The organism is Enterococcus sp. LJL99 (genome assembly GCF_054871725.1).
On record NZ_JBTXLT010000003.1, the window covers coordinates 34557 to 54820 of the forward strand.

General features: G+C 34.1%; 18 protein-coding genes and 1 pseudogene. 5 read left to right on the forward strand and 14 right to left on the reverse strand.

The features are described 5' to 3' along the window. Positions 1–12 precede the first annotated feature (12 nt). From ACYSNW_RS05510 to ACYSNW_RS05550, 9 genes and pseudogenes are all read right to left on the reverse strand, one after another. Positions 13–660, reverse strand: a complete 648-nt coding sequence (locus tag ACYSNW_RS05510; RefSeq protein WP_461743472.1) for a hypothetical protein — start codon at positions 658–660, stop codon at positions 13–15. A gap of 13 nt (positions 661–673) precedes the next feature. Next, positions 674–1516 carry a BsaA family SipW-dependent biofilm matrix protein gene (locus ACYSNW_RS05515; protein ID WP_461743473.1) on the reverse strand — a complete coding sequence of 281 codons (843 nt, stop codon included), beginning with the start codon at positions 1514–1516 and terminating at the stop codon, positions 674–676. Between the two features lie 4 nt (positions 1517–1520). After that, positions 1521–2231, reverse strand: coding sequence for a hypothetical protein (locus ACYSNW_RS05520; RefSeq protein ID WP_461743474.1), 711 nt, complete (start codon positions 2229–2231; stop codon positions 1521–1523). A gap of 351 nt (positions 2232–2582) precedes the next feature. Next, on the reverse strand, positions 2583–3614 hold the full coding sequence (locus ACYSNW_RS05525; RefSeq protein ID WP_461743475.1) for a BsaA family SipW-dependent biofilm matrix protein: 1032 nt from the start codon (positions 3612–3614) through the stop codon (positions 2583–2585). 59 nt (positions 3615–3673) lie between these two features. Then, positions 3674–4408: a signal peptidase I gene (locus tag ACYSNW_RS05530; protein ID WP_461743476.1), complete on the reverse strand. Its 735-nt coding sequence runs from the start codon at positions 4406–4408 to the stop codon at positions 3674–3676. 173 nt (positions 4409–4581) lie between these two features. Further along, a complete protein-coding gene (locus ACYSNW_RS05535; RefSeq protein WP_461743477.1) occupies positions 4582–5244 on the reverse strand; it encodes a winged helix-turn-helix domain-containing protein in 663 nt (220 codons plus the stop codon). Between the two features lie 1080 nt (positions 5245–6324). Beyond that, entirely contained in the window at positions 6325–7707 is a 1383-nt protein-coding gene (locus tag ACYSNW_RS05540; RefSeq protein ID WP_461743478.1) for a glycoside hydrolase family 32 protein, read from the reverse strand. A gap of 34 nt (positions 7708–7741) precedes the next feature. Continuing rightward, positions 7742–9115 (reverse strand): annotated as a pseudogene (locus ACYSNW_RS05545) (sucrose-specific PTS transporter subunit IIBC); the annotation flags it as partial. 93 nt (positions 9116–9208) lie between these two features. Further along, positions 9209–10180, reverse strand: a complete 972-nt coding sequence (locus tag ACYSNW_RS05550) for a LacI family DNA-binding transcriptional regulator (protein ID WP_461743479.1) — start codon at positions 10178–10180, stop codon at positions 9209–9211. A 371-nt stretch (positions 10181–10551) separates the two neighbouring features. Between ACYSNW_RS05550 and ACYSNW_RS05555 the strand changes: the two genes are divergently transcribed. Genes ACYSNW_RS05555 through ACYSNW_RS05575 form a run of 5 tightly spaced genes read left to right on the forward strand, consistent with a single transcriptional unit; the run spans position 10552 to position 14804 of the window. Next, complete coding sequence (locus ACYSNW_RS05555) at positions 10552–11259, forward strand: lantibiotic protection ABC transporter ATP-binding protein (RefSeq protein WP_461743480.1); 708 nt, start codon at positions 10552–10554, stop codon at positions 11257–11259. A gap of 7 nt (positions 11260–11266) precedes the next feature. Further along, on the forward strand, positions 11267–11992 hold the full coding sequence (locus tag ACYSNW_RS05560) for a lantibiotic immunity ABC transporter MutE/EpiE family permease subunit (protein ID WP_461743481.1): 726 nt from the start codon (positions 11267–11269) through the stop codon (positions 11990–11992). A 1-nt stretch (position 11993) separates the two neighbouring features. After that, positions 11994–12746: a lantibiotic immunity ABC transporter MutG family permease subunit gene (locus ACYSNW_RS05565; protein WP_461743482.1), complete on the forward strand. Its 753-nt coding sequence runs from the start codon at positions 11994–11996 to the stop codon at positions 12744–12746. Between the two features lie 55 nt (positions 12747–12801). After that, the gene (locus ACYSNW_RS05570) at positions 12802–13479 is read left to right on the forward strand and encodes a response regulator transcription factor (protein ID WP_461743483.1); all 678 of its coding nucleotides are present in this window, start codon (positions 12802–12804) and stop codon (positions 13477–13479) included. After that, on the forward strand, positions 13452–14804 hold the full coding sequence (locus ACYSNW_RS05575) for a sensor histidine kinase (protein ID WP_461743484.1): 1353 nt from the start codon (positions 13452–13454) through the stop codon (positions 14802–14804). Before ACYSNW_RS05570 ends, ACYSNW_RS05575 begins: the two co-directional genes overlap by 28 nt. Positions 14805–14969: 165 nt before the next feature. Here ACYSNW_RS05575 and ACYSNW_RS05580 read toward each other — a convergent pair whose 3' ends face one another. From ACYSNW_RS05580 to ACYSNW_RS05600, 5 genes are all read right to left on the reverse strand, one after another. Then, a complete protein-coding gene (locus ACYSNW_RS05580; RefSeq protein ID WP_461743485.1) occupies positions 14970–16247 on the reverse strand; it encodes a class II D-tagatose-bisphosphate aldolase non-catalytic subunit in 1278 nt (425 codons plus the stop codon). Between the two features lie 167 nt (positions 16248–16414). Continuing rightward, positions 16415–17512 carry a PTS fructose transporter subunit IIC gene (locus ACYSNW_RS05585; RefSeq protein ID WP_461743486.1) on the reverse strand — a complete coding sequence of 366 codons (1098 nt, stop codon included), beginning with the start codon at positions 17510–17512 and terminating at the stop codon, positions 16415–16417. 23 nt (positions 17513–17535) lie between these two features. Beyond that, on the reverse strand, positions 17536–17850 hold the full coding sequence (locus ACYSNW_RS05590) for a PTS fructose transporter subunit IIB (protein WP_461743487.1): 315 nt from the start codon (positions 17848–17850) through the stop codon (positions 17536–17538). 1 nt (position 17851) lies between these two features. After that, a complete protein-coding gene (locus ACYSNW_RS05595) occupies positions 17852–18328 on the reverse strand; it encodes a PTS sugar transporter subunit IIA (RefSeq protein ID WP_461743488.1) in 477 nt (158 codons plus the stop codon). Next, positions 18315–20261: a BglG family transcription antiterminator gene (locus ACYSNW_RS05600; RefSeq protein WP_461743489.1), complete on the reverse strand. Its 1947-nt coding sequence runs from the start codon at positions 20259–20261 to the stop codon at positions 18315–18317. The genes ACYSNW_RS05595 and ACYSNW_RS05600 overlap by 14 nt, the downstream gene beginning before the upstream one ends. Between the last annotated feature and the right edge of the window lie 3 nt (positions 20262–20264).

A 20264-nucleotide genomic window follows, 5' to 3' on the forward strand; every position in this document is an offset into this window, starting at 1 on the left:
CACCCTCTCATCTTATATTGTTTGACCTTTCAACTCATTATCTACATCCAATAACGGACTAACCGTTGGAATTTTACTATTCCACCAAGCATCTCTATATGCATATTGTGTACAATTGATGGCTTCGGCTTTTAATTCAAAGGTTAAATTGACATCTGTATAATCGTCATATAATTCTTCGATATTCGCTTTATTCAATGCTACTTTAGTAAACAAATGTGGCGTACTTTCACCTTTAGGAATTTTCTTTTTATAATAGAAATAGCCATCTTTGCCATCAATCCAATCCATTGCATTGTAATCAATCGTTAAAATCGGTTTTGTGCCGTCCGTTGTTGCTGGCAATAGCATTGTCGTACCATCTGCCTCTTTTTTGGAAATCATTGGTGAAGCCAATACTCGTAAAAAAATCGCTTGATCACTAGTATTTTCGATCTTCACTTTTTTAGTATATTCTTTATCTGGTTCAAACTTGACAGGTGGATCAAATTCCTCTTTGATTGCGACTTTTAAATCACCGATTCGAAACGCATTTTGCTTATTATCAGAATCTGTCAGAGAAGAGAATGTTCCATTACTAGTAAGCATTAAAATTAAAAATACGGCTAGACTACCCAGTAGTAGCAAGAGCTTAGAATGTTTCATTTTTTTTAGTTTCATTTTCCCACTCCTCCTACTCTATGAATTGATTAAGCAACGTGTAAGCTTGACTACTGTTGGACACTTTCCAGTTGCTGAAAACTGGCGTTGTTTGGTCATGAGCATCCATGTAAACTTGAACTTGGTATAATGCACCTTTATAACGATTAGGCGTTGTTTTAGATAATGAAACATTTTTTAACAAAAGCTCACTATCTTCTCCTGGTTTCAACGGTCTAGAATAATAAAAATAGCCATCTTCATATAACCAATAATCCTTTGTTGAGCTTGCAGGAATCGCAGTCACGACGTTTTCAAAATTAAGTTGAATGTATTTATAAACCGTTGTATCTCGCACTGTATCGTTATATTTATATGCTTCAGATATTTGTTTTGAATCAGAAATATACGCTTTATTTGCAACATAATGCTGTCCTTCCCAAGTAAAGGTTCCACCAGTATCTACTGCTGGTTGCCATGTAGTCACATCATGTAAATCGACTTTTTTATCTTTGGCTACGGCTTCTGTAACCAAGTTACCATTTCCTGTTCCATCCGTTATATCAACTTTAAACATCAGTAAAAATTCATACAAAGACACACGAATCAAAGAATCAACATTTCCAGTATTCTTTATTCGAACTTCTTTTATAACGGCTTGATTTGGAGCCCAATTGGTTTCAGGATTGAAAACTTCTACTATTTCATCATGTAAGTTTGTTCCCTTAAACGAGTTAGCTACTGAATCTTCCGATGTAAACCATGAATAAGTAAAAGCAATCACTGTTAATGAGAGCAAAGCGATAATCAGCATAAGTTCTTTTTTTGGGAAAGGACGAATTTTTTTCAACGCAATGATTCTTTTATTTTTTTTCATGATTTCACCTCGTTTTCTTCCAATCATGTCGCTTTTTGAAAATCAATAATGCTGTCAAAATCAAATACAGCCCAATGCAAAAGAAGAGTAACATTCCTTTTACTTCTTCACCTGTATTTGGAAAAATGCCTTTTTTCGTTTCTTTAGGAATCGTAGGGGTATTGGATGTTCCGGTTTTTGGAAATTCCCCTTCTTTAGTTTTGATTGCATAAAACGTCCAATCAATATCCACTATATTTTTTACAGAAAAATCTTGATTAGTCAATTTTGAAGATACAGAAAAATTAGCAATTAATGTTCGAGAAGTTCCTGGAGTAAACACACCTAAATCTAGTAAATTTTTTTGCAAATTCATTGTGTCATTAATCCCTAATAACGGACCTTCATAAACTGTTTTCCCATCGTAAATCAATTCCATCGCAATTTCTTTTGATAAATCAATCTTCCCTTGTGTTCTAGGATTTGAGATATCCATCGTTAACGAATAGCGGTCTTTTTCTTCTAAATTAACTAGACTAATTTTTTTCGTCCATTTCTTCCCTGGCATCACATCATTGACTTCTATAAAATATTTTCCATCTCTCTCCACTTTAATTCCTTGTTCATCACCAATCAAAAAGCCTGGTGGTAATGTACTAGCAAAAGAAAGCGCAGGATGTATAAAAAGACAGCATACGACCAAAATAATTGTTCCAAACAAATTAATCTTTTTCATTCCACATTCTCCTTTTATTCTGACCCCTTTTAAGAAAAGCACTCTTGTTTTCCACTTAACTAAATAAATTTTGCAAAAAGTTTACTTAGCTAAAGAGAAAATTTTTCAATAATAAGTTGTCATGAAAATAAGAATCAAGCCGTTTATGTGGGAGCTTTTAAAGAAAAATCGATATGTCATCATGCATTTGCTAACGGCTTACAAAAATATTGATTCTTTCATTTCGGAGTTAGAGGTTGAAGCAAAAAGAACATCCCATTTGCTTCAACCCTCTCCTCCTCATTCATTCTTACTTACTAAACTAAGTGTTTTTTCTTAGTGTCATATTAATAATTTCTTGTTTCGTTACTCTTAGTACAATCCTTCTAAAGCAGTTTTGATTGTAGCATTTGTTGCATTTAACCAATCAGTTGAATCCACTGCTTCTTTTTCTGCTTGAATAGATCTAGCATTTACATCTAAATCATAAGAAAGTTTTGAGTAAGTATTATCTGCAGTATTAAGCAAAGTAACTGAGTTAAGCAATGGAGCAGTTTGTGCTTGTGGTCCAACAATACCAATATAATAGAAATAACCATCAGCAGCATTATATGCCCATTTTCCAGCTGTTCCAGTACTTGATAGGTTAACAAAATTCAATTCAATTTTATTATCTACACCACTCTCAACATTCGCTGTTCCATCAGCTTTGATATCAAGTGTAGGGGTATAAATTGGACTTGCAGCCCAATCTCTACTATCTGCTGCAGCTCTTTCTAAGTCAACATACTTAAATTGCGCTGTTTGAGGTGTCAATGTGCCATCTGTCGCACGGTTAAAACCATTTGTTTTTGCATAATATTGTTTAGTACCATTATCCCAGTAAGAAACATAACTATATGTCTTTGTGCCATCAGCAGCTGTATTAATTTCTTTTTCTTGTACTTTTAGAGTATAAGTTCCAGCGTAGTCGCCACCAGTAACAGTAAATTTAGTATCAGCAACAACACTAGGTGTGTACCCTGCAGCTACTTTTGCTACATCCAAAGGCATCAAATAGATATCTGCTTCTGTTTTGCCATCTAATTTTGTTGCATCATCCGTTAATTGTGCTTCTGCATTTTTCAACTTAGCCAGCGTTTCTTTTAGTGAAACGCGAATCATAGAGTCATATTCACCAATATTCGCAACAGCAACTTTTTTCTCAACAGCATCGCCTGGTTTCCATGGTTTAGGAACAAATTGCTCGACAATCTCTACATCATTCCCTGCAAGCTCCCCTTCAAAATGGTTAGTCACGTTATCTTTACTTTGAAACCATGCAAATGTACCAGCTCCAATTGCTAAAAGGGCAAATGCCGCAGTTGCAACTAGCCATTTTTTTCTACTACTTTTCTTTTTCATAAATCGTAATACCTCCTAGATTAATATATATATTGACTCATTTAGATGAGTTAATATTGTTAATTATTATTGATTCTTCTTTTCACTTGATTTGTAGGACTTTTTTTTCGACGGCGTCTTTGCACATTCCTATCATTTTTCTGACTATTTTGTTGATTTGTCCTTATTGCTTGTTGAGAGTTAGGTCGTCTACGAGCATTCGTTTTCTTCTTCTTGCTACTCGTTTCTTTTTTTGCAGGAAAAACATACATTCTCAAGGTCAAAAAAAACGCAATAATCGACACAACAAAAACAACAGATGTTATTTTATTGTCTCTAATGAACTTTAAAAGACTACCTAATCCTGGAATTGAAAAAACAACTTTCCCTACAATAGCTTTAGGTACGATGGGCATATCAGTGTCTTTATTGCCATCTCCTTTAGTCACGTAGTAGGGTCCATCTTCAACATCAGATTGAATTTCTACCAAACGGTGAGTCAGAAAATTAGTACTTTTATTATTTGGATTAACTGATGGACGATACGTAATAATATCGCCAATCTTCAATTGTTCAGCTTTCGCATCTTGAACAAAAATGACACTTCCTGCTTTAAATCCGCCATTTTCAGTTTTTCCAGAAGGCATTGCCATTGAATTTGATAACACACCAAACATTCGATAGCCCATAAACGATTTATCTTGACTTTGAAAGATAGACAACCCTAGAAAAACAACCACAATAAATATTAAAGCCACATAAAAAAACAAATCAAAAATTTTTTGAAACAGTACTTTTTTTTTGATAAGATTCACAACACTTTCTTTCAATAATCCCAAGCAATGCTAGAACAAGAATCTTCAATTCTGAACACATAAGAAGAAGTACAGCATTGAATTATGCTACTTCTTACTTATTTGCTTTTCACTTATCAGACTAACTTCCATCTCACTGAGCCATCACTATTTGATTATCTTAATTAAATAATTTACTTTTCTATTCTTAGTAGATATCCGATTGATCTAGTAGTTTTAATTGAAAAATCTTTGCTTTCCTTGATTTTTTCTCGTAAATGAAAAACAACATTCGCAATCCTTAGTGTCTGCACATCTGGAGAATCAGGCCAGATCGTACGAAATACTTCTTCATAAGTTACAGTTGTATTCACTCGTTCAAATAAAACTCGTAGAAATTGGAACTCTGTCCGTGTCAGTCCAACTTCTTGTCCATTGACCACTACCGTTTGATTTTTGTCATTTAAAAAAGAATATGGAAACATCGAATCTGTTTCTTTCTTTTTTTGGTTTGTACGATCAAAAGTGTTTTTGATGATGTATGGAAGTTTTTCTATTCCATCTGACACACAAAGAACATCATTTGCTCCTAATTCAAACAAAATCGTTTGCTCTCGATCCAATAAATTCTGTGAAATAATCCAAACAAAAACATCTGATTTAGACTTTGAAAAAATTAACCAATCAATTGCTTCAGGTAAACTCTTTTCATTCGTTAAATAAATAATCAAACCGTCTAATCTTTCAAATTGCTCTTTTTCTTTCACATCTATCAATTGATATGTTTGTGATTGCAGAACAGTAAATAGCTCTGTTGGAAACATTTGTTCATCTGCTAAAATTCCTAAATCTGACACAAAAATCCCCCTTCCTTTTTTCTTGAATGTGTGTAATCTAAGAAAACAGCTAAAAAAACCATTAATAACAAGTATAGTTTTTTATTTGACGGAGATTTTTACGGCTTATAAATTAAAAACAATAAAAGAAAACCACTATTTAAATAACGATTGTTTTTAAAATTGGTTGATAGATTGATTTAATCAAAAATAAAAATCAAAAAAAAATGATTCCTGTATTCTTTTTTCTTCATCATAAAAAAAGTAATTATTAAAAAAGACGATCAATAAATTTATTTAACATTCACTAGTTATTTAATTACTCACAAGCATCTGTGTTAAAAAAATATAGCTAGTTAATAAAAAACATTATTTTTGATATTTCTAATTGACTTTTTTAGTAAAACTTTATATTAATAACAGCCATTCTATTTCGTAAAAATTAGAAAATCTGTTATTTTAATTCCTATTATCTATATTTAACTATGATTTCTTTATAAATTTACTTACCAAAAATTTTATTATTTCTGAATTAGACATAAGAAAAAAAGACCTATCGAAAAATAAACTTTTTTTTCATAAAGAATCTTTTTATATAACTATTACTAATTTATATCTTTCATATAGTGACGGCTACACTGACGGCTAATATTTTTTTTATAGATAAATAATGAAAGAAAAATGCATATTAAAGTAGAAGTAATTACTATTGGTTACTTACTTAAAAAAATCCAATCATTATAAAATGCTATTTATTCTCATTTTTTTAGACAAAAGGTAAAAAAAATGATAAAAAACAATCTTTTTTTATGTAGACAATAATAAAAAAATAAAATATACTTATTTTTAACAAATACTTAAATAAATTATTTGGAAAAACGAAAAAAACATTTCTTAGATTACACACATCCAAGAAATATTTTTTGTTTTTTTTAACCATAAAGATAGTTATTATTTTCTTTTAGTAAAATATTAAATTTCTTTTTTGAAATTTTCAAACTATAGCTTTTTTTGTTTATTTTTTCACTTAATTTCACAAAAGAAATTATGCTATCTATTGATACTCCTCAATAGATAGCATAATTTTCTTTGATTTTAAGCTTATTTCAACTCATAGACCTCAGCTTTACCGCTATTTCCCCCTACATATGTGATGGACATTGGTCCTTCTTCAAAAAAGCGAGCCGTCGCAACCGATTCTCCTTGATTAATGAACAATTCTAGTGAAGAACCATCTAGATAGGCATGTATTTTTTGAACTGGTCGATCTAAATAAGTCAAACGTTTCTCTTTTTTTCCAGTCGCCCAATTTAATCGTTGCAAACAAAATTGCTTTTTTTCGGCGTTATAAGAGAGTCTAGTCGTTTCTTTAATTCTTAATTCAAAATCTATTGCTGTTTCTTCAAACAATACTAGTAGTTCCAATTCATTTTTTAATGACGTCTCTTGCCATTGTTTCTCAAGCGTATACTGCCTAGTTGTCGTTCTTAATTGTTTTAACTCTGTGACTGGTTTTTGAAGTAACTTCCCTTCTTTAAAGGAAAGTTCTCGTGGAATCGTTAAGTGATGAATCCATCCTTCTGCAATTGTTGGCGCAACTGTTTCATCCCTTTCTGGCATTACACCCGCCCAGCCAAATAAAATTCTGCGTCCATCTGGCGCTTCAAATGTTTGAGGCGCATAAAATTCAAAGCCCCAATCTAATTCAATCATTTTTTCATTTTTTATAGTATATTTCTCATTGTTTTTCGCTAATCGCAACAAAATGGTTTGATATAAATTAGCAAATTGATGCTCTTTTTGCTCAATTCCTTGTGGTGAATAGATAAGAAGTTGTTCATTATCTAGTGTGAATAAATCGGGACATTCCCACATATAGCCGCGTTGCGCTATTTTTTTTATCTCATTATTAGCCAATAGTTCTCCTTGGCTTTCCCAATTGAATAAATCTACAGACGAATACAATAAAATCGTACCAACTTCATCATTCTTTTGAGCGCCAAGGACCATATAATAACATTTTTCAAGCTCATCGTACCAAACTTTTGGATCTCTCACATGACGAGTATATCCTACAATCTCTTCTATGACAGGTCCTAATTTCTCAAATGTTTGACCGTCTTTTGAAACAGCCACACACTGATAACTTTTTCTACTGTCATCTGCTTGAATTACATTTCCAGTATAGAATACATATAATAATTCTCCAACCACAATAGCTGATCCTGAATAGATTCCGTCTTTGTCATACCACTCAGAAGGTGCTAACGCAATCGGTTCTCGAACCCAATGAACTAAATCTTTTGATTTTACATGTCCCCAACACTTGTTTTTATGGTCCGTACCTTTTGGGTTTAACTGATAATATACATGATAAAATCCTTGATAGAAACATAAACCATTTGGATCGTTAAGTAATCCTTCTAAAGGCGTAATATGATAATTAACAGGGAAACGAGAATTTTTCACCTTACCATCTAACATTGTCTAACTAATCCTCAACTTTCTTTAACATATCATCACTAAATCCAAATAAGTACGTTAGACCAAAAGCAACACCGATTGATAATAGGTTCACTAAAATATAAGGAATTAACTGACCATTTAAATAGAGTAACGTTCCTGGGATGACTGTAATTGACATTCCTGTTCCTGCAAGGTGGAGTAAACTTGCCACAAATCCACCAATACCGCCACCAATTAATCCCATAATGAATGGGCGGAAGTAACGTAAGTTCACCCCAAAAATAGCTGGTTCAGTAATTCCAAGGAAAGCAGATAGTGCGGAAGGAAACGCCAAAGCTTTTAATTTTTTTGATTTTGTTTTAATTCCAACTGCTAATGTTGCTCCGCCTTGAGCTGCAATACTACATGTAATGATCGCATTATATGGATTTTTACCTAAGTTTGCTAATAATTGAACTTCTAAAAAATTAAAAATATGATGGACACCCGTTACAACAATTACTTGATTCAGTGCGCCAATAATTAAGCCTGCTAAACCAAACGGTAATGCTAGTATCCATTCGGTCGCATTCAATACAACTGTTTCAAATGAGTGGAAAATTGGACCAATAATAGCTAAAGAAAGCATACTCATAACTAACAGTGTTACAAATGGCGTTACTAACAAATCAAAAGTGTCTGGAATAATTTTGTGAAGTTTTTTCTCTAGTTTTGCTCCTAAAATCCCTGCAATAAAGGCTGGTAAAACGGTCCCTTGATACCCTACGATTGGAATAAATTGAAGAAACATGATTGGACCAGCAGAACCTGCTGCAACATCATACGCATTAGGTAGTGCTGGATTTACTAACATCAAGCCTAAAACAATCCCAATCACTGGACTTCCGCCAAAAACTCTAAACGTTGACCATGCAACTAACGCTGGTAAAAAAGCAAACGCAGTATCCGTTAAAACTTGGGTATACATTAAAAAGTCACTATTAATCGAGTCAGGAGTCAGACCAAAAACGCCTAAAACTTGCGGCTGTGTAAGTAAGCCTCTTAAGCCCATAAACAATCCGGTAGCGACTAACACAGGAATAATAGGGACAAAAACATCTCCAAATGTACGAATACCTCGCTGGAACCAATTTCCCGATTTAGCAACTTCTGCTTTCATCGCGCCTTTACTTGTTCCAGAAACACCTAACTTAATTACTTCATCATAAATTTTATTTACGGTACCGGTCCCAAAAATAATTTGATATTGTCCTGAATTAAAAAAAGCGCCCTTTACTTTGTCAATATTTTCAATAGCTTCTTTATCAATCGCCTGTTCATCTTTCACCATCACACGTAACCGCGTAGCACAATGAGCAACACTCACAATATTTTCCTGTCCCCCAACAGCTTCTATGACTAATTGAGCGATTTCTTGGTTTTCCATAAAAAATTCCTCCTCTAAATTTTTGCGGTACCGGTACCACATTTTATGCAATTAGAATACCATAGTTTTGTAAGCGATGTCAACAATTTTATTTTAACGTACAGATTCTCTTGAACAAAAGGATACCTCGATGAAATGTTCTTTTTGAATCGATTCTCCATTAATGCGTTTAATTAATTGTATAGCAGCTACTTCCCCTGCATGGTAATGATGTAGATCCACCGTAGTCAATGTTGGTATCACAAACTCACCAAAAGTATACCCACCAAAACCAGCGATTGAAATATCTGAACCAACCTGCAGACCTTTTTCATGTGCCGCTTTATATAACCCCATTGCCATATTATCGGTCGCAGCAATATAAAGTGTTGCTTGTGGTTGATCAAAAAGCTCTAAACCTAAATGATAATTATCATTTATTCTAAACGTTGCTTCTACTGTTTTCACAGATATTCCGTGCTTTTCAAACGTTTCTACCACACCTTTTTTACGATCAATGCCAATTGAAACATCCACTTCTGGTACTCCGACATAGATTACGTTTTGATGTCCGTAAGAAATAAGACGACTGGCTAATAATTGACCTGCTTGGAAATTATTCTGATTAACAGAGTAAACGTCTGGATGTGATTGACCAAAAATTATGATTGGACAATTGATTTTATCAACTGCTTGTAAAAGATCTTCGGTAATTTCAGTCGCAAATGAAATAATACCCGCAACTTTGTTTTGAACCAGACTAAACAAACTCTCGATTTCCCGAGCAATATCCAATTCGGTATTTTGAATCAGTAGTTGATAGCCATTTTTTCTAGCTACTTTATCAATTCCATCTAGGACACTCATAACAGAAGGCGAATCAAAACGTGGAACTACTACACCTATAAACTTACTTTTTTCTGCCTTTAGATTTCGCGCAAATTCATTAGGTATAAAATTATGTTTATTAATAATTTGCTTTATTTTTTCTTCCGATTTTTTGCTTACATACCCATTATTTAAATATCGCGATACCGTACTCTTAGAGACGCCTGCTTCTTGTGCAATTTGTCTGATTGTTATCATGTTTCTTTCTCCCAACTCACCAAAGTCTTCTTACTCTATCAGGAAATACTCGAAAACTACCATGACGAATAGTTGCTGAATTTAGTTGTAATACATTATCTGAACGCTGCACTTTTATTTCACGTAAGCGTTACTTTTTCTCTTAATTTCAACTAAATATCTGAAATATTCGAATAATTCAATCATTTTCAGTCATCCTTAGCTTTATCTTACTATAAAATTGAAATGAAATCTCTGACAAACTTCAATTTTTAATCATTCACTTAAGTAAAAAAAGCACTTTTAATTATGTATATAAAAAATAGAAATTCCTTATAGTTTCCTTATACTTTACTCTTATAGTAAAAATATAGAAAGGTGGTCTCTTATTGATGAAGAAAATGATTTTAACAACCGAAAACTTGAACAAATGTTATATTCAGCAATATGCAGTCAAAAATTTATCTTTAGCCATTCCTGAAAAACAAATATATGGCCTCTTAGGACCAAACGGCGCTGGAAAATCGACGACATTAAAAATGATGGCAGGAATCGTTCAACCCACTGACGGAAAAATAATCTACAAAGGAAAACTTTGGGAGCGGAAAGACTTATTAGAAATTGGTGCTTTAATCGAAAACCCGCCACTTTATGGTAATTTAACAGCAAAAGAAAACCTTCTCGTTCGAACAACTGCTTTGGGTTTACCAAAATCACGAATCAATGAAGTTCTTAAATTTGTTGATTTAACCACTACTGGAAAGAAACGTGCAAAACAATTTTCTATGGGAATGAAACAACGCCTTGGTATTGCTTTAGCACTATTAAACAGTCCAAAACTACTTATTTTAGATGAACCGACCAACGGCTTAGATCCAATAGGAATCCAATCTTTACGTGAACTTATTCGTTCCCTTCCTTCTCTCGGGATTACCGTGATTTTATCTAGTCATAATTTATCTGAAATAGAGAATACGGTAGATTCGATTGGCATTATTGCGAATGGTCAGTTAGGTTATCAAGGGCCCTTACCTGAAAACAGTCGTGCCCTAGAAGAATTATTTATTAGCGTTGCAAAATCAGCAAATGAAATGGAGTGAATAACAAGTGCCCCAATTAATTTATTCTGAATACCTCAAAGGAAAACATACGCCTGTTAGAAAATTATTATTTCTATTACCACTTTTAGTTTCTTTAATGGCTGCTTTTCTAATGAGAGGACAACTTACTCAGATTGGTGCCTATAACTGGTGGTATATGACGTTACTGCCAACAATCGTTGCGCTATTTTGCGCACAATTAATCCAATCTGAAAAAAAAATAGGTTACTTTAATTTGGAAATATTACCTTATTCGAGAAAATTGCTTTGGCAAGCTAAAATTAGTATTGCCTGTCTTTACTTACTGACTAGCAGTTTAGTCCTCTTTGGATTAACAACCATTTTCGGTTTCATTTTTGGCGCACAATTATCAATTAGTCAAGGTCTCTTAGCCTGTATTATTTTGACAATCACTTGGATTTGGCAAATTCCTTTAGCCTTATTTTTATCAGCGAAATTCAACTCAACCACAACTTTTATCAGCATTATTGGATTAAATTTGATTTTATCTATTCAAGATTTTTCTGGTGGTCCATTATGGTTTATTCCATTTTCAATAGCTCCAAGATTGATGGCAGCTATTATCGCGGTCAATCCAAACGGTGTCCCACTATCCTCAACTAGTGATTTACACAATACAACTGTCGTCCTTCCAGGAATATTGATTACAATTTGCTTATTTATATTGTTTTCTTGGTTAACAACAAAATGGTTCAACAATAGGAGAAATTAATATGAATAACTTAAAAAGACTATTATATTCTGATTTATTAAAATTAAAAAGAACTCCTTTTTTCATCCTCCATTTGCTCATTCCTTTCTTAGGAATTACCGTTTTTTTAGGCTATCTTGTAACAACGAAACGACCAGCAGCTCTTTTTTCAATCAACTTTTATCAAGTGCTGACTTGGGTCTATCCTATCGTTGCAACTGGACTTTGTACATTGGTTACTAATCAGGAAATCGAAGCCGGTGGCGGTTTTTTCTTATTAAGCCTCCCTTCACGCAGTCAAGGTCTACTATCCAAATTACTATTTTTGCTTTTTGGTGGTTTAGTTTCTTGTCTACTTATTGCTTTAGGTTTTCATTTTGGTAGCGTTCTAATGGATTCAAGCACTGCTTTTCCATTGTATTTAAGTTTATTACTGACGTTTATTGTCTGGAGTTGTTCCTTATTTCAATATCTTCTTCATACTTGGATTGGGTTACGATTTGGTCAAACAGTCAATTATGTTACAGCCGCCGTCTCCTTCTTACTATCGGCTTTGCTTTTGACTGGACTAGGTGAAAAAATTTGGTTTTTCTTTCCCAGCGCTTGGGGAATTCGTTTGATTCCATTAGTGAGTCACGTCTTTTTAGTATCGAATCAAGCAACTCCTGTAAACTTAACAACGGGTTTCCTTTTTATGATGATTGATACTTTATTAGGAATGATTTTGCTTTTTATTTGGGTTAGAAAATGGGAAGGTAGACAATTGGAAGAATAAGCGACTTGAATCGTATGCTATTTTTAAATATACTAAAAACTAAAGGGGTGAAAATATGGCGACTATTTTAGCAATAGACGATGATCAAGATATTCTAACTTTTATTAAAACAACTTTAGAACGGGAAGGGCATCAAGTAATCACGTCGACAAATACCCAAGACATCTCTCAGCAAAAACTTAATTTCGTGGATTTAATTTTATTAGATGTTATGATGCCTGATGAAGACGGCTTTACTTATTGCCAAAGGATTCGTCAGCTTGTCGATTGTCCTATTCTATTTGTAACTGCTCGAACAACCGAAACTGACTTGGTACATGGTCTAGGTTTAGGGGCAGACGACTATATTCAAAAACCTTTTACCATCGCAGAGTTACGTGCGAGAGTCAGTGCCCATCTTAGAAGAGAATCCCGTATCCATACTCATAGTATCAAATCGGGCGCTATTACTTTAAATTTAACGGAGAAACAAATTTTTTACAAAGATAACTTAGTCCCGTTCACGAAATCAGAATATATAATTTGCGCGCATTTGATTGAACACGTTGGACAGGTATTTTCTAAAACACAGCTTTATGAAGCCGTCTTTGGTTATGAAGGTGAGTCTGAAGACAGCGTTATTGTTGAACATATAAAAAATATTCGAGCGAAATTAAAGTTCTATCCTATTGAACCAATAGAAACAGTTTGGGGGATTGGTTACCGATGGCACAAAGAAAAGAAATCAGTCTGACAAACTATGTGACACGTATTCTGTTGCTCGCTTTTTCTATTACAGTACTCATTTTGATTCTAGCTATTATTATGTTTCAACTTCTTATTCAAGCTAGTATCATCTCTCCAGCTAATACTGGAGAAAAAGAAGCCCGACTAATGATTGAACAGCTTAGCCAAAGCGATCAGTTTTCAAACAAAGTACATTCAACTTTTTATGATTATGTGTACTTTGATAGAGAGGGTAATGTAAAGGACTCTTCGCTATCAGGTAAGGCGCTCAAAGAAGTAATTGCTGCCTATCCATCTGAAAATAAAACCTATTCGACAGGCGCATATGTTTTATTTTCAGACGGTAGCCGTTGCCTTTTTTCTTGGTCGTACAAAGCTCAGTTTACTAATAGAACTTTACAAAAAATTTTCCCTAGTGCCGATTTAGTTTTATTTGCCGGGACATTGGTTGTTTTAGTAATTTTTTTCCTTATATATATTCGGTCCATCAGTAAAAAAATCAAGAAAAAACTTTTATTGATCGAACAAGCCAGTCAGCAAATCACACAACAAAACTTAGATTCTGCCATTACTACTTCAGCAGAAATAAAAGAATTCAATCAAGTGCTTAAAACAATGGAAGTCATGCGAAAAGAATTAAAAAATTCGTTACTACAACAATGGAAAAGCCAACAACAACGGACACAAGAAGTTGCTGCGCTGAGCCATGATATAAAAACACCTTTGACCATTATTAACGGAAACGCAGAACTGTTACTAGAAGACACATTAAATTATGATCAGAAAGCTCTTGTACAAAATATTCTTTACTCAGGTTCAAGAGCCAATCAGTATATTGCGGCTTTACAGCAAGTAACAACTGTTGATTTTATGAACAATGAAAAAGAATTCATTGCTCTTGAATCAATAATCGGAGAAATAAATAAAGTATTAGAACCCTTAGCAAATGCAAAAAATCTACTCTTAGATTATCAATATAGTCTCGAATCTAAGCCCATTTATTGTGCACTTTTCATGTTAACTCGTTCCCTGATCAATATTGGAGAAAATGCGATTCGTTTTACCGAATCAGGAACAGTCACAATTGAAGTTATTCAAAATAACCAAGAAACAGCATTTATTTTCAACGATAATGGGCCAGGTTTTTCAAATGAAGCTCTATTACACGCCAAAGATATGCTATGGCAACAAGACAAAAGTCGTACTCATTTGACTAACCATGGTATTGGACTAGCAATTGCCGAAAAAACCGCTGAGTATCATGACGGTAGATTGATACTCGAAAATTCAACTACTCATGGAAAAGTTTCGTTGATTATTCAAAATGCTTGATAAAATCAAACGAGTAAAATTAGTTAAAAAATATAGGAAAAGAACTGATCTAATCTGTTCATACTACTTGATTAATCACAAGAAAAAAGCTGGAAATTCCAACAAATTGAAAAATGATTGTTGAGAATTCCAGCTTTTTTAGTTCATATCTAGTCCTTTTATTAATCACTTAATCTTTTCTATAATACGAGTAGTAACACCTTTCAAATTATAACATTCAGCATAATCACGAATCGGACGTTTGATATGATCGACTACATATCGTTGCCCATCGATATTATATTCTTTCAAATTTCGATACATTTTTTCGATTTCACTTTTCACTTCATCATCATTAAATGTATAATGTCCCGCAATATCTAAAATTTCAGCTTGAAGCGTTGCATCGTTTTGAGTCATGATTTGTTCAACGGTCAATTCTTTTTGTTCTCCCACCATCCATTTTCGCCAGCGTTCACTTTTAATCGCGTGTTCTAATAAAACCGTACGGGTTTGGGAAGCTTCTTTGACTAATCCATAGTCCACTAGTTTAGCCTCTACTGAAGCTAGATTTAAATAGGCACGGGTTTCTTCTGTTCCATATTGTGGCGCTACATTCGTCGCAGTAATCTCTGAAGGAATATGCTCCAACAACGTCACATCATCTAAGTAGTCCCCATTATGCTCTTTTAATCCGACGCCATATTGTTTCGCCATTTGAGCTAATTCATACGCATTTTTGAAGTTAAAGGTTCCGATTTGTTCAGTTTTTCGTGTTAAAGTTCCCGTTTGACCAACAATAAAGGTTGGCATTGGTAACTCGCGTTTTGTCAGTTCATCTTTTAAACGAACAATAAACGTTTCATATGTTTCCGTTGAGGTCAAACCACCATTTGTTTCCTCAGTGCCTACTTCATAACCGATTTCGGGTAGGTTACGTGCTTTACGCTCTTTCTCACAGAATTCGATTAAGTCAACAGTCCGTTCTAAAACAGTTTCTAAAGGAATTTCTTTCCCCACTTCAAACGGGTCTTTCGTTGGATCAATCATCAGCAAATCGAACCCCGCTTCGATATCAGCAATATATGATTTTTTTCCTAATTCCATCGCTTGTTCAGTTGGTAAGTGATCATTTCTTTCTTTATCTCGTTGCCAAGGTCCACCATGATCCCGGCATAAATAATACAAATTATCATAATCAATTTCTGCTGCAACTTCTTTTACCGCTTGAGCAAAAGTAAATTGATTCCAGCCATTTACATATCCACCGCCCAATTCGTCTGCATCTACTTGATTCCGACTAGCAATAAACATGATTGGATAATCATCTTCTTTAGATAACTCTAATGTTGCTTGCACACAGTTTTTCGACATTGGACCAATTCCTAATAAAGTCGCACTTTCTCCTGTGCTTTGTAGCTTCAATAAACCTTCTACCACGTTTTTAATCGGTAATTTTTCCATTTTGGTTTTCTCTCCATTTCTTTGTGTCAAAATTAATACGAGATTTTTATCACGTTTAAATTATAGGAACGATTTGATTCCTTGAATAGTACATTTCTCTGCAACAAGTCTACTGAAAAAGTCGTAAACTTGTTGCAATTTAGCGTCGTTCTAGCAATCCTCCAAAATTAAGCTTTTACTTCCTCAATTGATGGGTTAACTGCTGCTTCTTTCTTTTTACTTTCTGCTTCCACTAAATCTGGTTTGGTAAAATGAAGAATTGCTGCTGCAACGCCCGAACCAACTAAAATAGCGATCACATACCAAATTTTTCCATTTACTACCGGTAGAATAATGAAACCACCATGAGGAACTAAGGCTTCGACACCTGTTGCCATTCCAATCGCACCACCTATAGCGCTTCCAATAATAATTGCTGGTAACACTCGTTTAATGTCTTTTGCTGCAAAAGGAATCGCTCCTTCAGTAATTCCAATTAATGCCATAAAAAATGCTGAGATTCCTAAATCTCGATCTTCACTCGTATACTTTTTACGATCAATAAAAGTCGAAATTGCCATAGCTAATGGTGGAATCGCGCAAGCAATACGATGTGCTCCATTCGGTCCATAAACGCCTTCAGCCATCAGCGCTAACGTAAACGCAGTTGCCGTTTTATTGATTGGCCCCCCCATATCAATGGCTGTCATTGCACCAATAATCAAACCAAGTACAACAGCACTACCTCCTTGCATTTGCCCAAGCACTCGAACTAACCAATCCATCGCAGCACCGATTGGCACAGCAATAATGTAAATATAAACCATTCCTAAAACAAAAGTCGTTACCACTGGGACGATCAAAATCGGCATGATTGTTCGAATAGTCGCAGGAACTTTCCATATTTTACACCAACGAACAAAATAACCAGCCGCAACTCCCATAATCATCGCTCCAAGAAATCCTGTTTTTACCTGTCCTGCACCAATTGGATTATTCGCAACAAAACCTAAAATCATCCCTGGTACTAAACCTGGTTTCCCTGCTAATGAATTGGCAATATAACCTGATAATAATGGAATCATCATGGCAAATCCTGCAGCCCCTAAATCATTGAGGTTTTGCATAAATGGACTGGTAATCTCCATACCAGTATCTGTCGCATTTCCTGTGGCAAGTGCGATGGCTAGAAAAATCCCGCCCACCACAACGGAAGGTAGCATAAACGAAACCCCTGTGTTAAAGGCTTTTTGTAAGTCTTTAAAAATCTTATTTTCTTTTTTCATTCTCAATCGCTCCTTAATTATTTTTATAATTTTTCAGCTTCATCAAGATATTTCTCTGGATGTTTAATCACTTCTCCTGGATCGACATTTATTGTTTTCCCTGAAGCAATTTTCTCTTCAAAACGCTCTGCATCTTCCACATCGATAGCCACTGCTAAAATTAACACATCCGCTTCATCTATCGTTTCTTGTTCTAATTCATTTTCGATCCCCATACTTCCTTGTGTCTCCACTTGTACTTCATATCCACGTTTCCCACATTCTTTTTCAATTGCTTCTTGTGCCATATACGTATGAGCGATACCCGTTGGACAGGCTGTAACTGCTACTACTTTCATACTAATTTCCTCCTTCTATTTCAATTGAATTTAATTGTTCAAAGATTTTATTTTTATCGTTTTCTACTAATAACTTTTCTCTAAATGATTCATCTAATAATTTTTTGCTTAACTTTGAAATAAACTTAAGATGCAATTTTCCTTCACTTTCCTCGGGAACACCAATCAGAAATACCAAGCGAACTACTTCTTCATTTTCTGTCGTCCAACGAAACTCTGATTCCGTTCTCAAAAAAGCTATAAATGGATAGTCAACCGTCTCTGATTTTCCATGAGGAATCGCAATATCATAGCCAATCGCTGTCGGAACAGCCTGTTCACGTTTTTTTACCGCTGCATATAAATCAGAAGCAGCCTCTACATATCCTTGTTCTTCGGCTTTTTTAGTAATCAATTGAATCACTTTGTCTTGATTGGTTAATTTTTGATCTAGAAAAATCAATTCTTTTGATAGGACTTTCTTCTCACTTTTCTCCATATTCTTCACTCCCAAGGTTCTTGTATAATGCTTCTTTTGATATCACGCTTCTTAAGTTCTTCAACTGTTGGCTACTGTCAATCACGTTATAGATATCTGATAAAATATTTCTAGTTTGAGCGATATCTTGTTTGGCAATACAAATCAAAAAAATAAAATCAACAGAATATTTATTCCACTTAAATTTTTTTCGATTTCGGACAATTCCGATTACCGTATGATTGACATAGCTTGAATTTCCATGTGGAACAGCTATTCCTGAAGGCAAATCAGTTCCTCCCAGCTCTTCCCGTTCTAAAACACTCTCAACAAACGCTGCTTCCACATAATTTTTGTGAATCAATTGATCACTAATTCTAGTAATCATCTCTTCCTTTGAAACATAATCAGTATCTAGATAAATAAACTCAGGTCGAACAAATTTTCTAAGGTGATGCCCATTTGATAACGTATTTATTTGACTAATTTTACTTGGTCGATAACCAGAATTACGAATCCGCACAATATCTTGCTCCGTTAAAAATGGGGAAACAACAACCACTTTTTTCCCGGGTATCGTCACCTTGATAGTCGAAATGATTAGATCATATTGTTCTAATTGCATAAATTCTAATTCTGGGACAGAAGCAACCTCTAATGAATCCAACGATGGTAGAACATTTTTAATTCGATTAATCAGTAATTCTGAAGTAGCAATACCCATTTGACAAACAACTAAAATTTTCCGATTCATTCGCGCTCGTTCGACTGCCGCTTGAAAATACATTGTTAGAAAAGCAATTTCATCTTCATTAAAATTAATTCCTAACTCCTGTTCATATTCACCAAGAACGACCCAGATTACATTAAACGTCAGTGAAAATTCATTTTTGATCTGTGTCGTAAATGGATTTTCAGTTTTATTATTGGAGCGTAAACGAAAAATCATTGGTGGAATATGGTTCCTTAATTGTTCTTCTAACTTCTTATCTTTTGAAAAATCGATTTTTAATGCTTGAGACGCTTTTGTTAATAATAGATTTACGATTTTGTCGTCAATTTCATAATCCGGCAGTGGTTCAAAACGATTCGAAACTAAATGCTGAGATAGATATTGAACATCTTCATTGGTATAAGAGAACGCTAATCGTAAAGCAGCTTTGTGCATCATCTGAACTGCACTTTCTTCAAAAAATAGATTTTGAGTTAAATCATCCTTATGTTCACAAATACTCATATGGTTATTTTCTTGAATGCGATACACTAAAATAATAAAAATAGTGAGAATGTTTTGGACATAATAATCAGAAATCGCATTTACATTTTCTCGAATATAGGTATACAAAATATTCGAACAAACACTAATCACTGATTCTCCATAATAAGGCTCCAACAACTTGATTTTTTCAGCAAGCTCTTCTTCAAAGTAGTAATTGGAATGGCTTAATAAATAACGACTAAACTGTAAATAAGCTTTCTGAAAATTTTCCTCATCACCAACCAAATACGTTCCTTGTGCATCACTTTCTAGCTGAATCATGGAACCGACCTGTAAAATCGGCATAATAAATTCAAAATCTCGAATAATTGATGTTTTACTAACTAAAAATAAATCTGACAAAAAATTTAAACTTACTTTTTTATCCTCAAAAAGCAAGAGTGCCATTAATTGAATTCTTCGATCTAGTGTTGTGTATGCTTCATTTTTTTCTTTTACTTCATTTTCTGCAACTCGCTCTTTTGCTTTACGGAAAATAATACCCACACCACGTTTTTTTTCAAGAATTGCACCTGCTGTTTGACAATAGTCTTCAATCTCAGTCAATTCTGAATGAATTGTTCGTTTTGAAACCCCTAGCTTACGAGCAAAATAATCAACCGTTTGAAAATCACTTTGTTGCTTCAACAATTGCAATAATTCTTTTTGTCTTTCTGTAAGTATGATGATAACCACTTC